This window comes from Phycisphaerae bacterium (genome assembly GCA_019636475.1).
GTDB lineage: Bacteria > Planctomycetota > Phycisphaerae > UBA1845 > UTPLA1 > JADJRI01.
In genome coordinates this window covers 662,523-685,734 of record JAHBXN010000001.1, presented here as the reverse complement: position 1 = coordinate 685,734, position 23,212 = coordinate 662,523, and the positions used below count along the sequence as shown (strand labels likewise).

Sequence of the window (23,212 nt, the reverse complement as noted above, 5' to 3'; positions counted from 1 at the left end):
CGTGTGATCGTTTGGGGTCAAGTCAGTTGGGAACGGGTGCATCCATCACGCGCGATCAGTTGCTCACGCTGGGGCGGGAGGGGGACAGCGTCGCATTCGTCAATATCGCGACCTATGCGCTGAATCAAGACCCGTCAGACGACGAAATTCGACTTATGCTCCTGCAGCATCTTGCGCAATGGGGGCTGATCGCGCGGGCGGCCACGATTTGCGAGGGATTCACGCCACCAATGCGAGATCGCGCAGAAATTGCCGATCTCATGAATCAGTTTCGTTCTCTTCAGCATGCCGGCGCAGCAAACTGGGAGAATCATCGCGCGACCTTTGAAGCCAACATGGCCGTGGCTCGGTCGCGACACGAATGGCCAGGGGAGGTTGCTGCGGCCTGGCAAGCCCACGGAGCATCGCTTGACCTGCATCGAACGCGCGATGGCGAATGGATGGTGTGCGAGCCGGCTGCCGGGGCGGTCGGATCGTGGCGGCCGGTGTTTGGACGCCTTCGCGTCGGTGCGACGGCGGAGGAGCTTCGGGCCGGTTTCTCGGGGAGGATTCTGGCGGCGATCGCGTTTGACGGGGTCGGGCTTGGATGGCCGGTCGGTTCTTACTACGAAGCGACGCGCGACACGATGTTGGGCGCGAGTCCGATGTTGTTCGTGGTGGAGCCAAGCCTGCTGGGTCTGGCCGTTTCGATGCATTTGCACGATTGGCGGGAGATCATTGCGGACGGGCGGGTTGTCTGGTGCGTGGGCACGAAAGCGTCAGATCGGTTTGAGTCAGAGCTGATTGCTCGGCCGCATGTGCCGTTACCGCAGAATGTGGTGGTGTCTCCATCGTGGCAGACGTGCGGTGATCGAAATGTGCGATCGATTGTGGAGGCTGTGCGCAAACGGGTCTCGGGCGAACATGCAAACATGAAGGATGAATTACGTGCGGCACGGTCAGGGCGGGACGTCGCATGGTGGGCAGCCCGTTACCGCGAGGCGATGGCGGCCGTCAAATCAAGCACCCGACTCGGTCGCTGTTCGGCTGCGCGGCAGGAAGGGCGACCGTTTCGCGTGCTGGCAATGACGAGCCGGTTTACGACGGTGTTACAGTATTCAACGCGTGACGCGATGGAAGCACTGGCGGGGATCGGCTGCGAGACGCGAACGCTGATCGAACGCGATGCACAGAGTTACCTGGCGCCGAACCAGACATTGAAAATGATTCGCGAATTCGACCCGGACCTGATTTTCATGATTGATCACACCCGGCGATCGCAGGCCGATCATTTGATCGAGCACGTGCCGGTCGTGACTTGGATACAGGATCGCCTGTCATGGTTGTACGACGAGCAGGCCGGCCGCTCGATGGGGCCGCTCGATTTCTGCATGGGACAGGGATCGGATGAACTGGTACGGCGTTACGGCTATCCGGCGGACCGGTTCCTCCCGTGTGACATGGCGACGCACACCGCTTCGCTTGTGCCGCGAGCGGATCGACCTGATCCAGACAAATTCGACTGCGACATTGCGTATGCAACGCATGCGTCGGAGACGCCGGAGGTATTTCACGCGGCGGTGCGCGAGCGCGTGGAATCCCCCGCGGTGCGGCAGCTTTTCGATGCCGTGTACGAAATGATTCGGGCGCGGTCGATCCGTGGCGACTTGAACGGATCGCTGAAATGTGAATCGCTTGTACAGCGCGCGTCCGATGCCATGGGCGGGACGGCGAGTCCGGAGATGATCGACCGAATCGCATCCGAGTTTGCGAGGCCGCTCTGTGATCGCTTCCTTCGTCATGAGACGATCGGCTGGGCGGCCGATTGGGCGGAGCGGACGGGCGGCCGGCTTCATCTGTACGGCAACGGCTGGGATCGGCATCCTCGGTTTGCACGATTTGCGCGAGGGGCCCTGTCTCATGGTTGGGAACTGGGCGCCGCGTTTCGTCGGGCGCGAGTGAATCTGCACGCCGGAAACAATTGCGCGCTGCATCAGCGTGTCCTCGACGGGCTGGCGGCCGGCGGTTTCTTCCTGATCCGTAAGCATGGTGCGGATGTGTCCCATCGCGTGGCTCGGGCGATTTACGAACACCTGAAAGTGACCGGTGCGACGCTTCCGGCGGAGGTTCGTGACGAGAATCTTCCCGAAAGCCTGCGAGCCGAGTACATCGAACTTCGACGCTACAACGGATTTGATAAGAACGAGCCGTTTGTACAGACGCATCAACACTGGGAGCAGTACGAGCGTATTTTTGTCACCGGAGCGGTCCAACTGGCCGGCCAGGTCTGGCCGGATCTGGATCGGGTGGTGTTTGCGACTGCCGAGGAGTTTGAGGAGCGTGTGAACTACTTTATGACGCAAATCGAGGAGCGAGAGGCCATTGCGTCTGCGATGCGATGTCGAGCGGTCGAGAAGTTTGGATACGAGTCCTTGATGAGGCGGATGCTTTCCTGGATGACCGATCGATTGTCCGAAGCGTCTCGCTCCGGGATCTCAAGGGATGTCGGCGAGGCACCTGTTAGAAAATGCGAAGTGGCTCGTCGTGGTGAAGCCGGCGTCGGTGCCGCGATCGTCTCAGGAGTCTGACGTCATGAATTTGTTCGACGTGACGGTCATCGTTCCGACGCACGGACGCGCGACGAAGCTGACACGCTGCCTGTCGTCGCTTACCAGGCAGAAGCTGCCGCCGGGCGTTCGACTTGAGTGCATCGTTGCGATCGATGGAGGCGTTGAGAGCCGGTTCGAGCAGCCCCGAGAGCTGCCGGCTGAGACGCTTGTGCTGCAATTGCCGCGAATCGGCGCGGCGGCGGCCCGAAACGCGGCCCTTCGCAAGTCGAGGGGGCGCATCGTGATATTCACCAATGACGACACCTATGCGCATTGCGACTGGGTAAAGGAACATCTGGCGGCTCACGAGATCATCGGCCGGCCGGGAATGGTGTTGGGCGAGACGCGATGGATGGACTGGCCGGACGCAAACGTGATGGACGGGCTTGTGCGAGATACGTCCATGATCTTCTTCTACGACAGATTGGAGAGCGGGCGGTCATACGGGTTCCGGCAGTTCTGGACATGCAATGCGTCGGCGCCGCGGGACATGATTGATGCGGTTGGTGGATTCGAGGAGCGATTGCGGCCATATCTATTCGAAGACATCGAGCTTGCGTTTCGAATTGAGCAATCGACGGGCTGCGGCGTGTATTATCACTCTGCGGCAGCCAACGTGCATGATCATCGCGTGACGTGGGCCGATTACTGTCATCGGGAAGCCTGTCTCGGACGAATGGCCGGCCGATTGGGTGCGGTGAATCCGGCATGCTTCGAATCGCTGTATGGATGTCGCGATGTTCGCGCGCTTGTTGCAACATATCGCGAGTGGCTTCAGCTCGATGTCGGCGATCATGATGCCATCCGTCAATTCATGGAAGCATGGGCCGAGCGTCCGCTGTCGAGCGTGGAGGATTGGCCGAATACCTGTGAACTGCTCTATCGGGCGCATCTCCCATTGAAGCGGCGGATGTTTCGCGCCGCTTTCGTCGATGCATCGCACTCTGCGGACGATTCGCATTGGCAGGAGCGGATTGCCATGCAGACCGTTTCGATCTGATCTTTCGAGTAAGCAATCAGTGCGGGCCGACTTTGGAATGCGGATTCGCGATCGGGGGATGGGCGTCCTGAGAATCAATGTGGCGAGCGGCCTAGTCCTGTCCGCAGAGACGGGTTTCCGCGCAACAGATGGCATCGACAAAATCGGAGCGCGTCTCGGCCGTGCGCAGTTGGTCCTGCAGTTCGGGGTCCAGCAGCAGTCGACAGAGTCTGCCAAGATAGAGCAAGTGGGTCTTCGGTTCGGGGCAGCATACGAGAAAGAACAGGTCTGTCAGGCCCCCGTCGCGCTGGCCGAACGCGATGCCTCCGGGCGTTCTCGCGGCCGCCAGGACGGGGCCTTCGGAATAGACCGTCTTTGCAGGGTGTGGCACGGCGATCCCGTCCTGCAGGGCGGTCGAGCCGCGTTCCTCCCGTTCGACAAGCGCTTCGGTGAGCGATGCGGCATCGATACACGGATCGGCCGATTCGGCGAGTCTTGCGAGTTCGCGAAGGACGGAGGCCTTCGTCTTTGCAGGCAGCTTGATTTCAACGGCCTCCTCACGCAGTGTGGGTGCAATAAGCAAGTCACCCGGTGCGAATGGGTCGCGGTCCCTTCGGCGTCGCTCGGGTAGCGAGTGGAGGTGCTTTTCGATCCAATTCAGAATCTCTCCGGAGCGGAAGTGCCAGACTTCCTTCACTTTCATGGCAGGGAGTATGCCGGCGTCCGCCATGCGGACGACTTCACGCGCGCTGACATGCAGGCTCGCGGCCACCTCACTGACTGTCATGATCGATCTTGGCATCGGTCTCTCTTATTCTAAGGCGAAAACGGGCGGCAAGAATTACCACGTACGCGAATCCGCCGCGCGTGATTATCGGCTCCCCGGCGTGGGACCATGAGCAAATCCGAGAGGCCCGGCTCTCCCCGCCACCGCCTACGCCGGGCGTCCGAGCAATACGCGGGTCTCATGAGCGATATCGCGAGCCCGCATCAGGACCTCACCGACGAGCATGGCTGCCGCGCCGTGTTGTTGCACGGTCAGGACGTCTTCCCGCGAGGCAATGCCACTCTCTGCGACGAAGGGCGTACCCGGTGGGACCAGGGCAGCTAGGCGGCGGGTGGTGTCCAGATCCGTCTTCTGAATCTTCAGATCGCGGTTGTTGATGCCGAGCAGGTTTCTTCGTGCCGCACCAATGAAGGGAAGCACGGCGCGCAGCTCGGCTTCGTTGTGCACCTCGATCAGTGTCGACATCCCGAGCTGATGGGATATCGCAGAGAGCGCGTCGATCTCGGGTGGAGAGAGCACCGATGCGATCAGCAACACCGCGTCTGCGCCGGCCGCCCGGCTCTCAAAAATCTGATACGGATCGACGATGAAATCTTTTTGCAGGACGGGGATGGAGACGCTCCTTTTGACGGCTTCAATGAAAGCGACGTCACCGCGGAAATAGGCGCGGTCCGTCAGAATGCTCAGGGCCGACGCGCCGGCGGTTTCGTAGGCCCGACCGATCGCGACAGGGTCGAAATCCTCGCGAATCATGCCTGCGGAAGGTGATGCCTTCTTAATCTCGGCGATCAATCGAATGTCATCGGCGGCTGCCGGCCCGAATACCGCCCGATGAAAGTCTCTTGAAGGCGCAGCGGTCAGGGCATCGCGACGGACCTGGTCGAGGGGTCGCGCGGACATGGTCCCGGCCAATTCTCGCCGTTTGTTTTCGATGATCGTATCCAATATCGTTGCGGCCATGTTCGTTGCCCTGATGTGAGTGGAAGGTAGAACGAATGAGTCGCGCACGGCGAATTGTCTGTCGGCGCGCCCACGATTGCAATCATTCAGGGATCGTTGGTGTTCGCGCCGCCCCGGGGAACTGTCGGTCGATCCGGAAAGTTGAGCTGGACGCATGCGAGCCGATCAGATCAGCGAAATCGTCCTTCTCATCCTCGGCAGTTTTCTGCTGATAGCCGGTGCGGTGCGATTCATCGCGATGGGTGGTTGGCGACGGGCGTTTGCATTGCCGCTGCTGAAGCCGATCGGACTGACAGCGCCGGACGTCATTCTGGCTGTCTGCCTATTCCTGTTGACGGGATCATTCGTGCTGCGGGCGGCATCTTCGATCTTACCACGCGGTGAGTCGATTGCGCCTGCGGCGACATCGCCTGCGCCGACCGGGCCTGACGGTGGCGATGGAACGGCGCCGGACTCTTCCGAACTGGCGGTGCGAGCGTTCGCGGATCTCATCGCCAAATCGATTCTGATCGGCTTGTTCGTTTCGATTGTCTATTTCCGGTTGGGGCGTGCCGGCTGGGCGGATTGGGGACTGAATCTCTCAGGGTTGCCGCGCTATTGCCTCTGGGCCGTGCTGGTGTATCTGGCATTCTGGCCGATTTGTGCGGGACTGCTGATGATCTCGACGACGATCCTTGAATGGCGTGGTTGGGGCGGAGAGATTCGGGAGCACAGTGCCATCCTGACGCTGCAGGACGAGCGGACCGCGACGAATGTCGTCGTAATGACGGCATTGGGCGCGATTGTATTCGCGCCGATCGTTGAGGAACTGCTCTTTCGCGGCCTCATCTTTCGATCATTGCAGGCGTATTACAAGTCGACATGGCCCGCGGCGCTCGTGAGCGGTCTGCTTTTCGGGATGATTCATGTCGGATCGCCGCAGACCGTGGTTCCGCTGGTGTTCTTCGGGATTCTGCTGGCGGCAGCCTATGCGAGGACAGGCTCACTCGCGTTTACTATCCTGATTCACGCGGTGTTCAATGCCAAGACCGTGATCTGGCTGCTCCTGGGGACCAGGGCCTAGTCACGTTCTTGGATGAAGGTGCCACTCGTCGGACAGCGCCGTGGATCCCCGCATTACGAGACGCGCGCGACGATCATTGTGCGGTCGTCGTCGGCAGGGTGCCCTGCGGCGAATTCGTTGACGGCTTCGATCACGGAATTGATCAGTCCGTCGGCCGTTCGCATGCATGTCTCCAGGACCTGGTCAAGCCGCTCCACTCCGAACATTCCGTTCTTTCCATTCATGGCCTCGGTAATGCCGTCGGTGTAGAGGATCAGTTGGTCGGACGGAACGAGCTGATACTCAGCGTCGTGATAGTCGGCGTCTTCTGTGATGCCGAGGGGAAGGCCCTGTGCCCTGTCGAGCGACGAGATGCCGCCATCGCGGCAGCGTTTGAGCCGCGGCGGGTTGTGACCGGCGCTGGAGTAGGTGATGAGATGGGTTGCGGGATCGTAAATTCCATAGAACAGAGTGACGAACGCGCCGATGCGGTTTGTATACCGTTGAACCAGGTGACTGTTCAGGTGGGTGAGCAGTCTGCTCGGAGGAAACGCGGGGCCGTTATACGCTGTGGCCAGCCCATGCGTGATGGCGGCGATCACCGCTGCGGAGGTGCCGTGCCCGCTCACATCGGCGATCAGCAGGCCCCATCGGCCGTCGGGCAGCTCGATACACTCGTAATGATCACCGCCCGCGCGTTGCGACGTCTGATAGTAGGCAGCCAGGTCCAGCGTCGGGATGCGGGGAAGTTTCTCGGGCAGCAGGTTTCTTTGGATGCGACCGACGGACTCCATTTCCTGATCGAGCGCTTTGTAGGCGGTCTTCAGTTCCTCGGCGATGACGAGCGTGTGGGTTGCCCGGCCGAAGAGGTTGCTCATCCAGACCCAATCGGGGAGCCTATCGTGTTCGAACCCGAATTCCTTTGAGCGAGAAAGCACGACCATGTTGATTCCCTCGCCGCCGTCGAAGAGCGGAATGGCGAGCAGCGAACCGGCATCGGCAAAATACTCATACGCCGGATCATCCGGATTGAGTGAGACCTGATCGAGGATGCGCGGCGTGTTTCCGTAAATGAGGTCGGCGAGAAGGCCGCCCTGCAAGCGCGGCAGCCGGTCTTTCTGTTTCCACGGGTTAATCATCTCCGACCAGCCGCTGAACCGGGTGATTCGGAACTCGGGATACTCAAGCCCGCGACGGCTGAGCGACATGCGCTTGTCGGATGGCAGAATTTGTTCAACGCGGCGTACATACGCGCGCACCATCTCCTCGGGATCGGTCTGACTGCTCATCTCGCGCATGGTTTGGACGACGAAGTCGAGGTGGTCGCCGATCTGATTCCGCGGCAATTCGTGTTGGAGCGACGTGCGTGTCATTTTGCATCCTCGTCCCGGAAGCGGCGATTGCCCGAGCGCGGCCGTCGGTGTTGACGGATTCCCACGCAGGCTCATCACGTGACCGGTCGCCCGCCGGATTACGTCAGTATAGCGGCTCGTATCAGGCACTTCATTCCGCAGCCGAAGGTTTTGTCGAGAGCGGGCTATGTTGGACAGGGCGAGAGCGGTCGCGACGGCTGGGATCGTCGGGTATCCTATGATTCACGAGATGTCAGCAAGCGAACTTCTGGAAAACCTGACGCCGCCACAACGTGAGGCGGTTGCCCATACCGACGGCCCGCTGCTGGTTTTGGCTGGCGCCGGCTCGGGCAAGACGCGGGTGATCACACGCCGCGCGGCGTACATCGCGCGGACAAAGGCGCATCCCGGCGAAGTGCTTGCGATCACGTTCACAAACAAAGCGGCCGGCGAGATGCGCGAACGCATTGAATCGCTGGGTGTCGGTGGCCGAATGTGGGTTTGCACGTTTCATTCGCTGTGCGCGAGACTGCTTCGCGAATACGGCGAGATGGCCGGCATTCAACCGAACTTCACGATCTTTGACACGGCGGACAGTCGTTCGGCGGTGGGCGATGCGGTGAAGCAATGCGAGCTTCACACGGACAACTGGCGCCCCGCGGCAGTCTTGCCGGCGATCAGTGAAATCAAGACCCGACTGCTGACTCCCGCGGAGTACGCTGTGCAGGCGTACAGTTTCGAGCAGAAGACCTATGCCCGAATCTACGAAGCGTACCAGCGAATCCTGACGAAGCAGAACGCGGTTGATTTCGATGATCTGCTCATGCTCGTCGCCCGGCTGTTGAATGACAACGCGGAGGTTCGCGCCGAGCTATCGATTCGTTTTCGATATCTGCTCATCGATGAGTATCAGGACACGAATCATGCGCAGTACGTCATTGCTTCGCGGCTGGCCGAGGGCCATCGCAATATTTGTGCGACGGGTGATCCCGATCAGTCCATTTATGGATGGCGTGGAGCGGACATGCAGAACATCCTGGATTTCGAAGCGGATTATCCGGATGCGGCGGTCGTCCGGCTTGAGCAGAATTTTCGAAGCACCGGATTGATCCTGTCGGCCGCTTCGAAACTGATTTCAAATAACGAGCATCGCAAGAAGAAGGAACTGTGGACGGAAGGCGATGCCGGTCAGCCCGTCCGGGTTTGGGCCTGCGAGGATGAGAGACACGAGGCACAGCGCATTGTCGAGGACGTGCAAGCCTGGTGTGCGCAAGGCGGCCGGCCGGGCGACGTGGCAATTTTCTACCGGGTCAATGCCCTTTCACGCACGCTGGAAGACGCGTTTCGCCGGGCACATGTGGCATATCAGATCGCGCGCGGCGTCGAATTCTACGCACGCAAGGAAATCAAGGACGTACTCTCATACCTTCGGGTGATCGTTAATCCAGCGGACGAGACGGCGCTCCTGAGGGCGATCAATACACCATCACGCGGCATCGGAAAAGTGACCATAGACCGTTTGCACAGCCTTGCGGGCCGCGGGGGCTTCACCTTCTACGAGGCGGTCCTGCGAGCCGGTCAGGATGAAGCATTCAAGGCCGCGAAGAAAAAGCTTGCCGCATTCGGAGAATTGCTGGTGACACTCCGCCAATTGCCCCGATCACCGGTACAGCCGATCATGGAGGAATTGCTTAAGCGAACGGGAATTGAGGCCTCGCTTCGCGAAGGAAGCGATCCGGACAACGAGCAGCTTGAGAACGTCGAGGAGCTGGTGTCGGCCGCACGGCAGTTCGATCTGGAGAATCCGGGCGGAACACTGGATGAATGGTTGCATCAGATCAGTCTCGTGAGCGACACGGACGGAATGGAGCTGAACGGCGGGTCGGTCACGTTCATGACGCTTCATGCGGCGAAGGGTCTTGAATTCCCGGTTGTCTACATTGTCGGCGTGGAGGAGGGACTGATCCCTCACAGTCGGGCGATCCGTAGCGGCGGTGACGCGATGGAACTCGAGGAGGAACGCCGGCTGGCGTTCGTCGGGATCACGCGGGCGATGCGGCGGCTGACGCTCTCACACGTTCGGTATCGGACGATCCGTGGCATCAGCGAGCGCGTGCTGGAATCCAGATTTCTCGATGAATTGCCCGCAGACGAGCTCGCCTTCGAGCGATTCGAAGTGGAGCGGGACCGCAGTCGCTCACATCTCGGGCGATACTATCGGGATGCGGTGTCGTTTGATTCCACATCGTATTATCCGGGCTGCCGGGTACGTCATGATGACTATGGCGAGGGTCGGGTCGTGGCAGTGGAGTCGCGTCTGCGGTCGAAGTACATCCGCATCAGTTTTCGCGAATATGGCGAGCGATCGTTTGCCCTGGATCATGTCTCTCTGTATGTAATCGATGATTGACATGCGCCGAACAGATTTCGCTGTCACTGGCCGTGGATTGGCTCCTGCATTAGGCTGATGCGCATGCGAACCGTCGCAGTCATCATGGCGGGCGGGTCGGGCACCCGCTTGTGGCCGCTCAGCAGGATCGCCCGGCCCAAACAGCTACTGCATATCGTCGGCGGACAGAGCCTGCTCCGAAGCGCCTATGATCGGCTTAGCACGTTTCTGCCCGCGGACGATATCTACATCGTGGCGCTGTCATCGCATCTGCCGGCCATCGCCGACGAGGTGTCTGCTCTTCCGCCGGAAAACCTGATCGGCGAGCCGATCGGCCGGGACACGGCGAATGCCATCGCCCTGACAGCATCCATCCTCCACGAGCGGGATTCCGATACGGTCATGGGGGTCTTCACCGCCGATCATTTCATCCGGCCCGCGAACGTCTTTGCGGAGGACGTGCGCACGGCTTTTGATGCCGTCGCTGCGCATCCCGACGCGCTCTTGACGATCGGACTGCGGCCGACGGAGCCGCATACCGGCTTCGGATACATTGAGCGGGGACAGCCCGTGGCCGAGCGGATCTATCGAGTCAAGCAATTTCGCGAAAAGCCCGATCTGGAGACTGCACGGAGCTATGCCAGGTCGGGCCGGCACTACTGGAACAGCGGCATGTTTGTCTGGCGCACTGAGACGATTCTTGCCGAATTCGCTCGGCGACTGCCCGAGACGCATTCGGCGGTTCGCACGCTCGGCAGGTCCTGGTACGAGTATGACGGTCCCCGTGCCGCAGCCGAAGTGTATCCGACGCTGACGCGGATCAGCATTGACTTCGCTGTGATGGAACACGCAAAGAACGTGCTGGTTGTCGAAGGCCGGTTCGAATGGCACGACGTTGGAAACTGGACCGCGCTGGAGCATGTTTTCAGTTCGGACGAGGCACACAACGTTCGCGCGGCAGCGAACACCGAGCTGATGGATAGCCGCAACACGATCGTCGTGGCCGAAGGCGAACATTTGATCGCAGCCATCGGTGTCAGCGATCTGATCGTCGTTCACAGCCACAATGCGACTCTGGTCTGTCGTCGAGATCGGATTCAGGATATCCGCGAACTCGTTGCAAGGCTTGAGCGTGAGCATGATGGGCGGTTTACATAGGAAACTCGCATTGAAACTTGTCGCTTTCCAGGAAGTTCCTGCGTCCGATTGAAGTCGCACCCATGTCAAAGATTCTTGGAATTGACTACGGCCGAAAGCGGATCGGCATCGCAATTGCCGATCCGCAGGTGCGCCTGGCGATACCGCTTCGCGTGGTTGAAGGCCGCAACGATGTGACTCGAGATGCCCGAAATGTGGCGGACATTGCGATGTCGGAGGAGGCGAGCGAGTTGGTCGTGGGTCTACCGCTCAACATGGACGGCAGCGAGAGTGAGCAGACCGCGCTTACCCGCCGTTTTGCCCATGAACTCGCTCGACTATCAAAAAGGCCCGTGCATCTCCAGGACGAGCGGCTCAGCTCTGTTGCTGCGGATGAAGTGCTTGGTGCCGCCAATGTCGATCGTCGCAGGCGACGCGGCCTCATTGACCGGATCGCCGCCCAGAAAATTCTTCAGGCCTACCTTGATTGCGGTCAATCGCCGTCGCCATGACCGCAATTGGCGAATCCGCCGGGCGCATGGCGCACGAATTGCCAAAGCCCTGCACGGGACTACACTACGCCGCATCTGGACCGTTTCGGAGGTATCACAGATGATCAAACTCACCGATTGCCCCAATCGAATCGTCCGTGCGGCCCTCGTCCCTTTGGGTGGCCTGGCCCTGATAATCTGTTCCTGTGTTGAGCGAACCGTGACCATCAATACCGAACCGCAGGGTGCGACGGTGGTCCTGAACGATCAGGAGGTCGGTCAATCGCCCGTTCGCGTGCCCTTCACCTGGTATGGCGACTACGACATCATTATCCGAAAGGACGGCCACAAAACGCTTTCCACCCACCATCGGCTCAATGCTCCCTGGTATCAATGGCCTCTGATCGACCTGGTTTCCGAGTGCCTCGTTCCCTTTACGATTCGCGACGATCAGGTCATAGACACGTTTGTCCTCGAGCCTGCGGAGGTTCCGACCAAGGACGACCTGCTCCGTCGGAGCGAAGAGCTTCGCACGCGGGCAATTCAGGATGCGCCGGTCGTCGACTAGGCCACCGCACACTTCGAATGCTGTTTGCCTGCACACGCTTCGTGCGCGCCGAAGCGAGACAACTGTCACTTTTCCTCAGGTATTTATTGATTGATTTCGTAGTTCGCTCTTGGCATGATTACAGGACCCTGAGGGGAATCAGGCGGGACGTCGCTGTCGTTCCACGGACGATTCTGCCGTAAGTAACTCGATAGTCCATCAGGCGTCTGATGGTTGAATTTGCGGACGGGAGCGTGTGCTTGCGCGCCGCAAGGTGAACTGCGCATTCGGACCCGAATGGTGTCCGAAAGACTCAGTACCGCACTGAGCACACCGCCATTTTTTGTGGACTGCGCCGCAAGTGCCTTGCCTGCGCCGGCGGCCGATGTCCGAAGCGTCCCATCGCCATCAGAAAATTCCCTGACCAGCCCATTGCACGCGTTGCGCGTTTGCAGAGCACGCGGCTTGAATCGTAAGTAATGGAGAGGAATCTGCGTAATTTGGAGAAGTCAGGTGGCCAGCAACTTTCGTAACGGGCTCCGCTTTTTCGGACCGATTCGGATGCACAATCCGCGGCGAGCGACCTCGGTGCGATTGTGCGCGCTCCTCATCGGCGCATGCGCAGGCATCGGGGCTTGCGATGTGAAGGACGCCGAGCTGCTGCAAAGCGGGCTGGCTTCGGACATCTCATCTCGAGGCGGCGCGACCAAGTCGGACAACACGCTCGGAAATGACGATGCGACGCCACGCGGCCCAACGACCAATCCACCGGAACCTCCCGGCCCGCCGGGTGTGTGCCCATCCTGTCCGCCGGACGGCAGCGGTCAGATCGGAATCAGCGATGAAATCTCGAGCACAACCGAGATCGCGCCGAACGTGGGCCAGCCGCTCTACTCGAGGACGCCGCAGTGGCCGCTCAAGACGCGGGTTCGGGAATACTCCGTCGAACAGCTCGCGCAGCTGCGCATGCTGACATCAACACATCCGAATTCCATCACCTACAAGGCGCAGTTGATCGACTGGGCCAACTACTGGGTTTCCGTGCCGGACGAGCAGTTGAACCTGATCATTCCCGATCATCGGGTTCCGCGCGCAATCGACGTTTCGGAATCGACCGACGGGTGCCCCATTCACGGCACCGCCATCTACGCCTACGGCTCATATCCATGGATCCTGGACCGCGAGCGCCCATATCAGTTGAAGTGTCCTGTCGGAAATGAAGTGTACCCCAGCAACGATTTCACGGCTTATTACCGCACCGGACTGATCGATCAGTCGCGATTGCAGGGTTCGTATCCCGACGATGGGTTTGGCTGGCGCAATCCGAACAACGGCCGCAAGTACTGGTTCGTCGCTTATGCCGTGCACTGGCATTATCGAAATACATGGATCCCGGCCGTGCTCAAGCTGGCGCAGGCGTACGCGGTGACGGGCGATCGGATCTATGCCCGCAAGGCAATCGCGATGCTCGATCGGATCGCTTCGGTCTATCCGTCGATGAACTACCGAACCCAATCGCGCGAAAGCGCGATCTACGGTCAGCGAGCCGGCAAGATCGTCAATTCACTCTGGGAATACCAGAATCTGCGGTCGCTCGCAATCGCATACGACCTGGTGTTTGACACCCTTGTCGGACAAAATCCCATCAGCTTGCCTTGGCGTACCTCGCTCGAGATACGGCGGAATATCGAGGCGAATCTGCTCGAAGAGTCGTTCGAAGCCTTCGACCGGCTCGACATCGACGGCACCTATGGCGCCCACCAGAACGCCATCATGCACGCCGCGCTGGTCCGAGACAGCGCGCAGGCCGAATCCGTCATGCGCAATCTTGTCTTCGCCAAGTCAAGTGCCGCCGCCACGTACGAAGGCTTCAATTACGCACTCTACAACGTGATTTTTAAGGACGGGTTCCCGATTGTCACTTCGCCGAACTATAACGGCTATTGGGTCGAGAATTTCTCACGAATCGCCGAGATCGGACCGCAGTTGGGCATCGATCTCTTCGGATTGCCTCGTATGTCGCGCGTGTTCGATGCCCCGCTCGAACTGCTTTGCGCAGGCGGCTTCACCCCGAATAACGGCGACTCCGGAAACATCTACACCCGGGAGATGCTGCCGCCGACCTCAACCTACGAAATTGCCTATCGCATCACGCGCGACCCGCGGTATGCCTGGGCGCTGGCTCAATTTCATCCACAGGACGATCTGCCTTTCAACTCATTCGATGAATGCGTGAATGAATACGTCTTTGACGCCGCATTGGCGGATGCCCAGCTTTACAACCCGGTCAAGCAAAGCCGCGTGCTTGACGGCTACGGCATGGCCATTTTGAACAATCGGTCGGACAAAGTCGCCGTTAGTATGAATTACGGCATCCGGTCGCACCACGGGCACAAGGATCGGCTGAACATCGAGCTATTCGCCCACGGTTCACGTATTTCGCCCGATCTGGGTTATCCCGACTTCGCGGACGCCACGACGCCGGGCCGATTCGGTTGGACCGCAAACACCATCAGCCACAACACGGTCATGGTCGATGGTGTGCCTCAGGAGGGGAACGATCGCGGTACAGTGCTGCGATTCCATCGTGGCACGAATCTCAGCGTCGTCGATGTGGACGCGCCCACCAGTTATCCCAATACCTCCCAGTATCGGCGAACGCTTGTCCTCGTCGAAGTGGGCGAGGATGCCTACCTCGTGGATGTATTCCGGGTGAAGGGTGGCGGGCACCATGTGCTCAGCCTGCACGGACATGAAGGCGGCTTTGCGCTGTCCGGCGAAAACCTCTCCGCGCCAGTCACCGGGGGAACATTCGCCGGTCCATTCACCGCATATGGCGCGAACAATGGCTCGGCGGCTGGCCCGCCAAGTTACAACTCGTTCTACAGCGGATACTCATTCCTCTACAACTGGCAAAGCTCGCCGCACAGCAACATGGTGACCGGAAATTGGAGCCACACCGACGGCAGCATGTTGCGCGTCCATGTCGCGCCAAATGCCGGACAGGAACTGGTGGTCGCCGATGGCCGCGCTTCACCCCTTCAGATCATTCCCGCAGTGCTGAAGTACATGCTGCTCCGACGCTATGCGGACGCATCGGGCACGACATTTGTAACCGTGTGGGAACTTGCCCGATCGCCAATCATCACAGGGCCGGTGACTGTCAGCACGGACGCCGCACTCGGAAGTGGCGCCGATCGAACCGTCGTTCTGAAGGTCCCGCGCGGCGCGACGACGGACACCATCTCAGTTGCCGCCCAGCCGGGCGCTACTTATACGCTCGAGCCCGGTCTGACCAGCGATGCCGCTGTGTCTGTGCTCGGGCGAGTCGGCGCAACCTGGGAACGTGCATTTGCGGCCGGCGGATCGCATCTGACCGGCTCGCAGGCATTAAGCGTGCCGCAGACGCTGACCGGCACGGTATCGACGCTCAGTTATTCCGCAAAGACCGTAACGGCGGATGTCGGGACTTCCGCGTTCGATCCGGCCACACTCGTCGGTCGCACGGTACGGATATACAACGCCCTGCACAGCAGCGTGCATACGATCATCGACGCCTCACGAAGTGGCACGGTCCTGACGCTCACGCTTGGCGGCGACTCGGAATTGCTCGTCGGTCGCATTAAGATTTCGCAGGTGCTCACCGCCGAAAAGCACATCATGACCACTTCGAGCACGCCGTACCCGTCCTCCTTGCGAGGAATGTTCCTCGTCAGGCAGGACTACTCGCACGCCGAACGCATCGAATCGACCGTCTCGTACACGCGATACATTCTTCGCTCGACAGCAAACCTGGCTCCCTTCTCGGCGGCGTTGTCGGCGGGCGAAGACCTCTGGATCGCGGACTTCGGTACGGGAGACACGATCGAGATCGAAGGATTCGGCGAATCCGGCGCTTGATCCGGTCTGCTTGCCTCTCGTCGCGAGATTGCTGTTCCGCGCCGGCCGGGAGTCCTTGTTTCTCCTCTCGGTGGATTCCGACGTCTGTCGGCACGTCTGTGTGGAATGATTGCCCATCATTCGGAAGCGTCCGGCTCCCATCGGTCATCACACGCTAACCATATCCAGCGGTTGCCTATAGAATCTCCGGCCAATCGTGGGCGATCGCCCGAATTCGCAACGTTGAAGGTTGGCCAAGCACGAATAAGGAGACTCTCGTGAACACGAAATGGACGCGCATCTTTGTCGTCGCCGTCGCCGCACTTTTGATTGGAGTGGCCATCGGCTGGAATCAGACTTCGCCGGCACAGACGCTGATGAAGCCGGCCTCCGGCGGGCAGAAGGGATGGTACGGGGAATTCGCAAGCCTGCTTGGATCACACGGAAACGCCAACATGAAGCTAGAGGTCCACGCCACGACCGCCAGTCAGGGTGAACTGATCGGCACGCTCTCAGGTTCGACCGACGCATTCCTGATTGTGAAGGGTCTCGGCGAGGGGAAAGTCTATTTCATTACATGGGACGACGTCATTTGGATCACCGCACGGCCCAACTGACCGAACCAGGAAGTTCGGGCGGGCGTTCGCCGTGACGTTTCATTATTTGACAGGGGGGCGACTGGGCCGTAGGCTAACGCAGCTTTGGTCCGTTAAGCCCATGTCATTGGCATGGTTACGTTTCATTCGCTGGGGCGGAAGCAGGTGAGTTCTATATGGCTGCTCGACTTTGCTTGTTGCTCGGTTTTGCCCTGATTTCGGCGGTTGCTCTGGCGGGCTGCCAGCAGCACTCCAACGATCCGACGATCCTGGATTCCCGCGCTCAGCCTTATGTGGCGGACATCCCGGTTCCGCGGGACTTCTCGCTTGACGAGCGCCGATCAACGCACGATCGCAGCCCGGGAAAGCGAGAGATTCGTCATTTGTATCTGGGCAAGGATTCCTTGCTGGCCGTCAAGAACTTCTATCAGGCCCGAATGCCCGAGCGCGGTTGGGAGCTTCAAAGCGAAGAACTCCGAAACGGAGTGTACTTCCTGAGTTATCAGAACGCCGACGAAAAATGTGAAGTACGAATCGAGACCGTGCCGAAGGGCCGCGGAACACAAACGCAGGTCGGTGTTGAGATCAAACGAAAATACTGACAGAGCCGCGGCGGCCGAGTGTTTCGTGCCGTGGTAAGTCAAATGCGAGGAGGTCCCGCCGGCGCAAAGTTGGTGGGCACGAGATGAAAGCCGAACGACGACAGGAACTCCGCACCAACGAATTGTCCCAGCACCTGGATAAGCTGGGTGAATCCTTCAAACGCAACTCCACCCTGCTCACGGCGGTCATCGTCGGAGCATTGGTGGTGGTGATGGCGAGCTACTGGTATACAAATCACCGCGCGGCGACGATTGACAGCAATGTCGCTGAGTTGTCGTTTGATTCAACAAATGAAGACCTCCCCGGGTTCATCGAACGTTGCAAGGCGGTCGCCGGGCGGGGCATCAGTCCCGAAGTGACTCAGATGGCGTGGTTGCGGATCGGCGCTGCATGCCTCGGAGAATTGACACGGCCGCTGAATCCGGCCGATGGTTCCGCTCCGTCAAAGATGAGTCGTGAGGCTATGGCGGCCGCCGCGAAGGAAGGTTTCAGCCGCGCGCTGACCACAACCAGCAAGGACGCCGTCACGCGCGCTTCGGCGATGTTCGGCCTTGCCTTGCTCGACGAAGACGCCGGCAACTTCGACGCAGCCCGGCAGCAGTACGAGAAGATCAAGGCTGACCCGAGCCTTGCGGATTCTCCATTCGTCGCGCAGGCCACCTATCGCCTGAATCAGCTCTCGCATTGGGCCGAGCCTGTTGTGTTTGCCGCGCCGCCGCCGATGCCGGAGTTTCCGGCTGCGCCCTCCGGCGCTTCGGCCATTCCGGGTTTGACGGTCCCGCCGTCGCTCGCTCCGACGCAGCCGGAGTCGTTGAATGGTTCACCGCAGACCCCTGCTTCAATGGACGATGACTCCCCGATTTCACCGGAAGGTGCCAATTCGTCGGCACCCGAGTCGACTGAACAGCAGCCGACAGAGGGCGATGCGCCGGCGGCGCCTCCGGTTGACGACGCGGTTCCGCAGGGTGATGGGGCCGCACCCGGCAGTCCGGAGCGGTCGCACTAACTGTGTGTCGTCCTTGCATGAAGGGGGAAGCTGCATATGCGACCGCAAACGCTGAAGACCCGAGGGCTTCATGCAGGGGTGCGCTTCGCCCCCGTCGCCGCGATGGACAAGGCGCAGAAGCAGGCATTTCAGAAGAAGGCGAACGAAGGTTTCGACTGGCAGCGTCAGGAATTCAATTCTGCTGCATGGCGCCTGCTCTCTCCACAGAGCGACGGTGATCGCCGCAGCCACCTGCGATTCAGCGTGCAGCGCGACGGCTTCAATTTCGAGGATTCATTCCCAACAGCACCGCTCTCCGTCTTTTTTGACAATCTTCGCCTTGCGATGGCTGTAATCGAGGAAGTCTTCGAACCCAAGGTGATGGTCGGATCCGGCGTGGTCATTCGCATGACCGCTCAGTCGGACCCGGAGGACGCGCGCCTTTTCCTCGGCGGAAAGTGCCTTCACCTCGATGACCGGCTCGGGCCGCTCGGACGGCCGGTTCATGGCGTGGGGCTCAGCATGTTCCTTCCGCCGCTCCCGGGAGAGGGTCAACCGGACTGGCAAGCCACCGTAAAAGTCGAAACGTTAATTGAAGACGTGCGGCAGATCTTCATTGAAGTGGACGCGCGGTGGGGGGTTCCGACAGCTTGGAATTCACAGGCAATCATCGACCGCGTTCAAACCGCGAACGATTTTACGTCGCACCAGGTCGCGAATTTCCTCGCCAAACTTGGCCAGTAATGATGTTTTTCATCGCTTTTTCTGAGGCGAAATAAGGTATCAGTATTGCCATCCACGCACGCAACGAGCGGCCATAATTGCGCGGTCCTATAATCCGCCGAATACTCCGCGATCATCGCCTAATTCCATCGTGCATTCGAAACGCGCTGCCGATGCGACTGTATATGTAATAGTCGCCTGTCGGCGTCGTCTGCCCCGGGGTGCGCGCCCATTGGCGGCCGGAATGAGATCGAGTTGCATCGTATGAACGCACAGACTCACACAACCACGCCATCTGATGTCGGAACTTACTCGCTTCGTCCGCCGATCGAACCGTCCGGCGTAAAGCCGGCGGTCGCTCAATCGGCGGTTCCGACGGTCCGTGTTCATGCCGACAGCGGTTCGGGCAGCGGGCGGGCGAATCAGCGCGGCTTGTTTGTGATTCTTCTGGGCTTCGCGATTGCGATGCTCGGTGTTTTCGTCGCCTTTCAAACCGAAGAGGCATGGCGCGAATTTATCTGGCCCCGCGCCGCCGCGGGCGCTGCGAGAACCGGCGCCACCGAGCCGATCGGCACGGCGGTGAATCTGTCTTGGATCGAGTGGGCGCGTTGGCCCGGCGGCGTTGTCCTGTTGGCGATCAGTGCGCTTCTTGCGGGTACAAAGGTGCTTCGCTTCCTCCTGTCGGCGATGCTGTTCAGCGGAACGGCCTATGTCGCAAGCGGATTGCTCGAATCAAAACTCGTGCATTGGTTCGGGGATTCGCCGACGCTTCCGTGCCTCATCACGATTGGCGTCGGTCTTGCATACCTTGTGCATGCCGCCTCGGATTTGAAGGAACCGAAGCTTGGAGCGGTGATCGGTCTGTTATTCACAGGGATTGCGGGGGTCGGCGTGTTGCGCGGCTGGTTCAGTGAACCGGCATGGATCGGGCGGCTGGGCGAATCAGCGACGGAGTTGGCGCGCGTTTGGAAGGCGGAGTGCAACTGGGGAATCGCACTGTTGCTGACGGTCATCGGCGTGGTCAACTCGCGCGGTCGAACGATTCACTTCCTGAATGCGGTCATTCTCGCCGCGATGGCGTATTACTGCGTGCATGACGGAGCGCTCAGGGTATTTCCCTTCGAGGGTACGGACTGGACGCCGATCGAACTCCGTGACATTGCGTATGTGCCGACGTGGCGATGGGTGATGGTGGGCGAATTGATTCTGCTTTCTGGCGTACTGGTGCATTTGGCGCTGGGTGTCGGGGCATTGACAGTGATTTTTGCAGTGGCGTGGCTGGGATTTGCGTTGTCGGTCGATCGTGAAATGGGTCGCGATGCGATCCTGTCTTATTCGCAGGCCGCTGATATGTCGATGTCGGCCCGTGCAACCACCGGAGTCGGCACGCCTTCCGCAGCGAAGGGCCCCGCATCGATGCTGCCGTTTTTGGGTTCGGGTGATGGTCGCGGTGAAGGGCCGGCGTACTCACCGGAGCAACTCAAGGGGTTATTAAGAAAGGCGACGATCCGGATCAGCCTGCTTTATGTGTGGATCTACGCGACGGCGCTCATGGCCGGCGTGATTTTCGCAGCGGGACTCCGAATGTTGATCGACAACGCACGCGCCAGAACCTGGGTGGTGCTTGCGCTTGGAATCGTATCGGGCGCGGCCGCATACTGGCTTTGGACGATCTGGCCGACATCGGAGACGTGGGAGGTGAAGCTGACGTCCTGGGTGGTTCCTCGCACGCATGTGTATGCGATTTCCGTGGTGGCCCTTGTAGCGGCGGCTGTTTTCGGAGCGCGGAGTCTGAGTTGGGACAGCAAGTTCTCGACCTGGCTTTACACGGCGTCGACGCTGACCTTCTTCGGCACGGTTTCGACGCTGGTCGGCATCGCAATGCTGATCAAGTTGACCGGCTACGGTCAGATGCCCGTATGGGCTTATGCAGCGATCGCGCTTGGGCAGTCGCTCTTGATGTGGGTGCTCCTGATCCATCAGAGCGATCGCGCCCGGCGGGGACTGGCAAATACATAGTCGTTGCCGGTTCTTCGCATGTGTTTGTGGGGCAGGCAGAATTTGCCGGTCCCGCATCTGAATTCCGGGTACCGGGGGGCCCATAAGATCGTCGCAATCGGGCCTTTGATTCGGAAAAGAGCCTGTTTCATGCACTGCCGGCGCTGTGCGCAATCGGCGCGACGCTATCTTCCACTTCAACCGCGCGGGTCGGGAATTCCCCTACCGCTTGGAATCCAAACCGCTAAGGCGATAGAATAATAGTGGAGCAATACGGGTTTAACGTTTTGTCACCGCTTTCCGCGCATGGATGGCCCGTGGGAGCCGATGAAATGGGTGGGAGTGTAGGTTGATGACTCACGGTATCGCGACTCGTCCGAAGGTACTTCTGCTATCCAAGCATGGCTCGCGCGGAGCTGCGCTGATTGCGCGCGTCGGTGAAGAGGCGGATGTTCACGTTGTCGAGACATTTGCTGATGCGATGTCAGCGCTTCGTGACGGCCGGTTTGATCTGATCATAAGCGACCACAGCGATTTCATGGCTCTGGAACGGAATCTCGTCGAGCAGCAGGCGACGATGATTCTCAACACCATCGGCCAGGGGGTCTGCATCGTGGACTTAGAGGGTCGAATGGTCTGGTCGAACCCTCGAATGAAGGGCTTGCCGGACGACCTGCTCACGCAAGTGTCCGAATCTTGCATGAAAGCCTATTCTCAGTACACCACGGAACCCGGGCGACCAGCACATGCCCGGGTTCGTCGTTTTAGTCTTACCGTTGCGAGTGATCAGTACTTCGAAGTGACCATCACGCCGATACTCGACTCATTGACGGACGAGGTCATGCAGTTCACGGCGGTGGTCTGGGACGTCACGCATAGTCGACGCCTTCAGAAGAAGCTGGATGCGATCGACCTGGCCGGCCGTGAACTGGTGCAGCTCGATGCCGAATCGCTGGCGAGCATGGATGTCGAGAACCGAATCGCGCTGCTCGAACAGAAAATACTCCGATTCATGCGCGACCTGCTTCACTTCGACAACTTCGCGGTGTTATTGATTGACAAAAAAACCAACCGGCTTGAATTCGTGCTCCAGCATGGCATGTGTCAGAAGAGCCGCGACCTCGACATCTTTGCGTCGGCGGAGAACAACGGCATCAGCGGCTTCGTCGCGGCGACGGGACGGAGCTACATCTGTCATGATACGTCCAAGGACCCGCGATATCTGCAAGGGCTGGAAACGGCGAAAAGCTCGCTTACCGTGCCTCTGCGATTAAATGACAAAATCATCGGCGTATTTGACATTGAGTCCGACCGGCTTGCCGCCTTCAACGAAGACGATCGACAGTTCGCCGAGATTCTCGGCCGGTCGATCGCGCTGGCGCTGCACATGCTCGACCTGCTGACGATCGAGCGGTACGAAGTGCGCGGCCGTGTCGCTGACGACGTGCTCGATGAAATCTCCGGTCCGCTCAATGACATCATCTCGGAAGCGACCACGCTCAAGGACGAATTCATCGGTCACGATCCGCTGCGCCACGGGCTGAACAACATCATCGACTACGTTGCAAAGATCAAAGCAAAGGTCAAGGAGGTCGTCCGGCCGCGAGGGATTCTCGGAAATCACGAAGGCGGGCCCGGTGAAGAGGCCGATCCGTTACTTTCTCGCAAGCGAATTCTTGTTGCGGATGATGAGGAGATCATTCGTGAAACGGTCTCGGGGGTCTTCCGAAAATTCGGCAGCGTCGTCGATATGGCCTCTGACGGCGCGGAAGCGGTTGAGAAGATTCTTCACAACCACTACGACCTCGTCCTGTCGGACATCAAAATGCCGAACAAGAACGGCTATGAGGTTTTCGCCGCGGCGCGCGAGGCTGATCCGAACTGCGCGGTGATCCTGATGACCGGTTTTGGCTACGATCCGAATCACTCGATCGTCCGTGCTCGAAAAGACGGACTGAACGCGGTTCTGTTTAAGCCGTTCAAAGTGGACCAACTCCTGTCGGAAGCTCGGAAGGCCTTTACGCCCATCGCGACATAGGGCCATTTGGCGGTTCGTCGCGCCTGCCCGGACTGGCGCCAACGCGTACCGGACTTCCGTGACATTGCTCTATTTGCTCCGTCCGCAGCAAATCTATAAGATAAGCTCTATCAGTAAC

Annotated in this window: 17 protein-coding genes; 14 read left to right on the top strand and 3 right to left on the bottom strand. The window is 59.7% G+C overall.

Going from position 1 to position 23,212, the window contains the following annotated elements; translation table 11 throughout:
* Positions 1 to 26 precede the first annotated feature (26 nt).
* Positions 27 to 2,567, top strand: coding sequence for a glycosyltransferase family 1 protein (locus tag KF841_02645; protein MBX3394246.1), 2,541 nt, complete (start codon positions 27 to 29; stop codon positions 2,565 to 2,567).
* Between the two features lie 4 nt (positions 2,568 to 2,571).
* A complete protein-coding gene (locus KF841_02640; protein ID MBX3394245.1) occupies positions 2,572 to 3,588 on the top strand; it encodes a glycosyltransferase in 1,017 nt (338 codons plus the stop codon).
* Positions 3,589 to 3,679: 91 nt separating this feature from the next.
* On the opposite strand, the gene KF841_02635 is transcribed toward KF841_02640, so the two are convergent.
* Entirely contained in the window at positions 3,680 to 4,354 is a 675-nt protein-coding gene (locus KF841_02635) for a PTS sugar transporter subunit IIA (protein MBX3394244.1), read from the bottom strand.
* Positions 4,355 to 4,501: 147 nt separating this feature from the next.
* Positions 4,502 to 5,314, bottom strand: coding sequence for an indole-3-glycerol phosphate synthase TrpC (gene trpC, locus KF841_02630; GenBank protein MBX3394243.1), 813 nt, complete (start codon positions 5,312 to 5,314; stop codon positions 4,502 to 4,504).
* A 154-nt stretch (positions 5,315 to 5,468) separates the two neighbouring features.
* On the opposite strand from trpC, the gene KF841_02625 reads away from it, so the two are divergent.
* On the top strand, positions 5,469 to 6,377 hold the full coding sequence (locus KF841_02625; protein MBX3394242.1) for a CPBP family intramembrane metalloprotease: 909 nt from the start codon (positions 5,469 to 5,471) through the stop codon (positions 6,375 to 6,377).
* Positions 6,378 to 6,430: 53 nt separating this feature from the next.
* Here the strand turns inward: KF841_02625 and KF841_02620 are convergent, their stop codons facing one another.
* Positions 6,431 to 7,729, bottom strand: a complete 1,299-nt coding sequence (locus KF841_02620) for a serine/threonine-protein phosphatase (protein MBX3394241.1) — start codon at positions 7,727 to 7,729, stop codon at positions 6,431 to 6,433.
* A gap of 229 nt (positions 7,730 to 7,958) precedes the next feature.
* Between KF841_02620 and KF841_02615 the strand changes: the two genes are divergently transcribed.
* From KF841_02615 to KF841_02565, 11 genes are all read left to right on the top strand, one after another.
* Positions 7,959 to 10,118 (top strand): UvrD-helicase domain-containing protein, encoded by a 2,160-nt coding sequence (locus KF841_02615; GenBank protein MBX3394240.1) that lies wholly within the window; start codon positions 7,959 to 7,961, stop codon positions 10,116 to 10,118.
* Positions 10,119 to 10,181: 63 nt separating this feature from the next.
* Entirely contained in the window at positions 10,182 to 11,255 is a 1,074-nt protein-coding gene (locus KF841_02610; GenBank protein ID MBX3394239.1) for an NTP transferase domain-containing protein, read from the top strand.
* Positions 11,256 to 11,317: 62 nt separating this feature from the next.
* Positions 11,318 to 11,746, top strand: a complete 429-nt coding sequence (gene ruvX / locus KF841_02605) for a Holliday junction resolvase RuvX (protein ID MBX3394238.1) — start codon at positions 11,318 to 11,320, stop codon at positions 11,744 to 11,746.
* A 100-nt stretch (positions 11,747 to 11,846) separates the two neighbouring features.
* The gene (locus tag KF841_02600; GenBank protein ID MBX3394237.1) at positions 11,847 to 12,293 is read left to right on the top strand and encodes a PEGA domain-containing protein; all 447 of its coding nucleotides are present in this window, start codon (positions 11,847 to 11,849) and stop codon (positions 12,291 to 12,293) included.
* Positions 12,294 to 12,785: 492 nt separating this feature from the next.
* Positions 12,786 to 16,172, top strand: a complete 3,387-nt coding sequence (locus KF841_02595; protein MBX3394236.1) for a heparinase II/III family protein — start codon at positions 12,786 to 12,788, stop codon at positions 16,170 to 16,172.
* A gap of 257 nt (positions 16,173 to 16,429) precedes the next feature.
* Complete coding sequence (locus tag KF841_02590; protein MBX3394235.1) at positions 16,430 to 16,768, top strand: hypothetical protein; 339 nt, start codon at positions 16,430 to 16,432, stop codon at positions 16,766 to 16,768.
* Between the two features lie 155 nt (positions 16,769 to 16,923).
* Positions 16,924 to 17,349: a hypothetical protein gene (locus tag KF841_02585; protein MBX3394234.1), complete on the top strand. Its 426-nt coding sequence runs from the start codon at positions 16,924 to 16,926 to the stop codon at positions 17,347 to 17,349.
* Positions 17,350 to 17,432: 83 nt separating this feature from the next.
* A complete protein-coding gene (locus tag KF841_02580) occupies positions 17,433 to 18,356 on the top strand; it encodes a hypothetical protein (protein MBX3394233.1) in 924 nt (307 codons plus the stop codon).
* Between the two features lie 36 nt (positions 18,357 to 18,392).
* Positions 18,393 to 19,079, top strand: a complete 687-nt coding sequence (locus KF841_02575; GenBank protein ID MBX3394232.1) for a hypothetical protein — start codon at positions 18,393 to 18,395, stop codon at positions 19,077 to 19,079.
* A gap of 243 nt (positions 19,080 to 19,322) precedes the next feature.
* Entirely contained in the window at positions 19,323 to 21,077 is a 1,755-nt protein-coding gene (locus KF841_02570; GenBank protein MBX3394231.1) for a hypothetical protein, read from the top strand.
* 331 nt (positions 21,078 to 21,408) lie between these two features.
* Positions 21,409 to 23,094, top strand: a complete 1,686-nt coding sequence (locus tag KF841_02565; GenBank protein ID MBX3394230.1) for a response regulator — start codon at positions 21,409 to 21,411, stop codon at positions 23,092 to 23,094.
* Positions 23,095 to 23,212 lie beyond the last annotated feature (118 nt).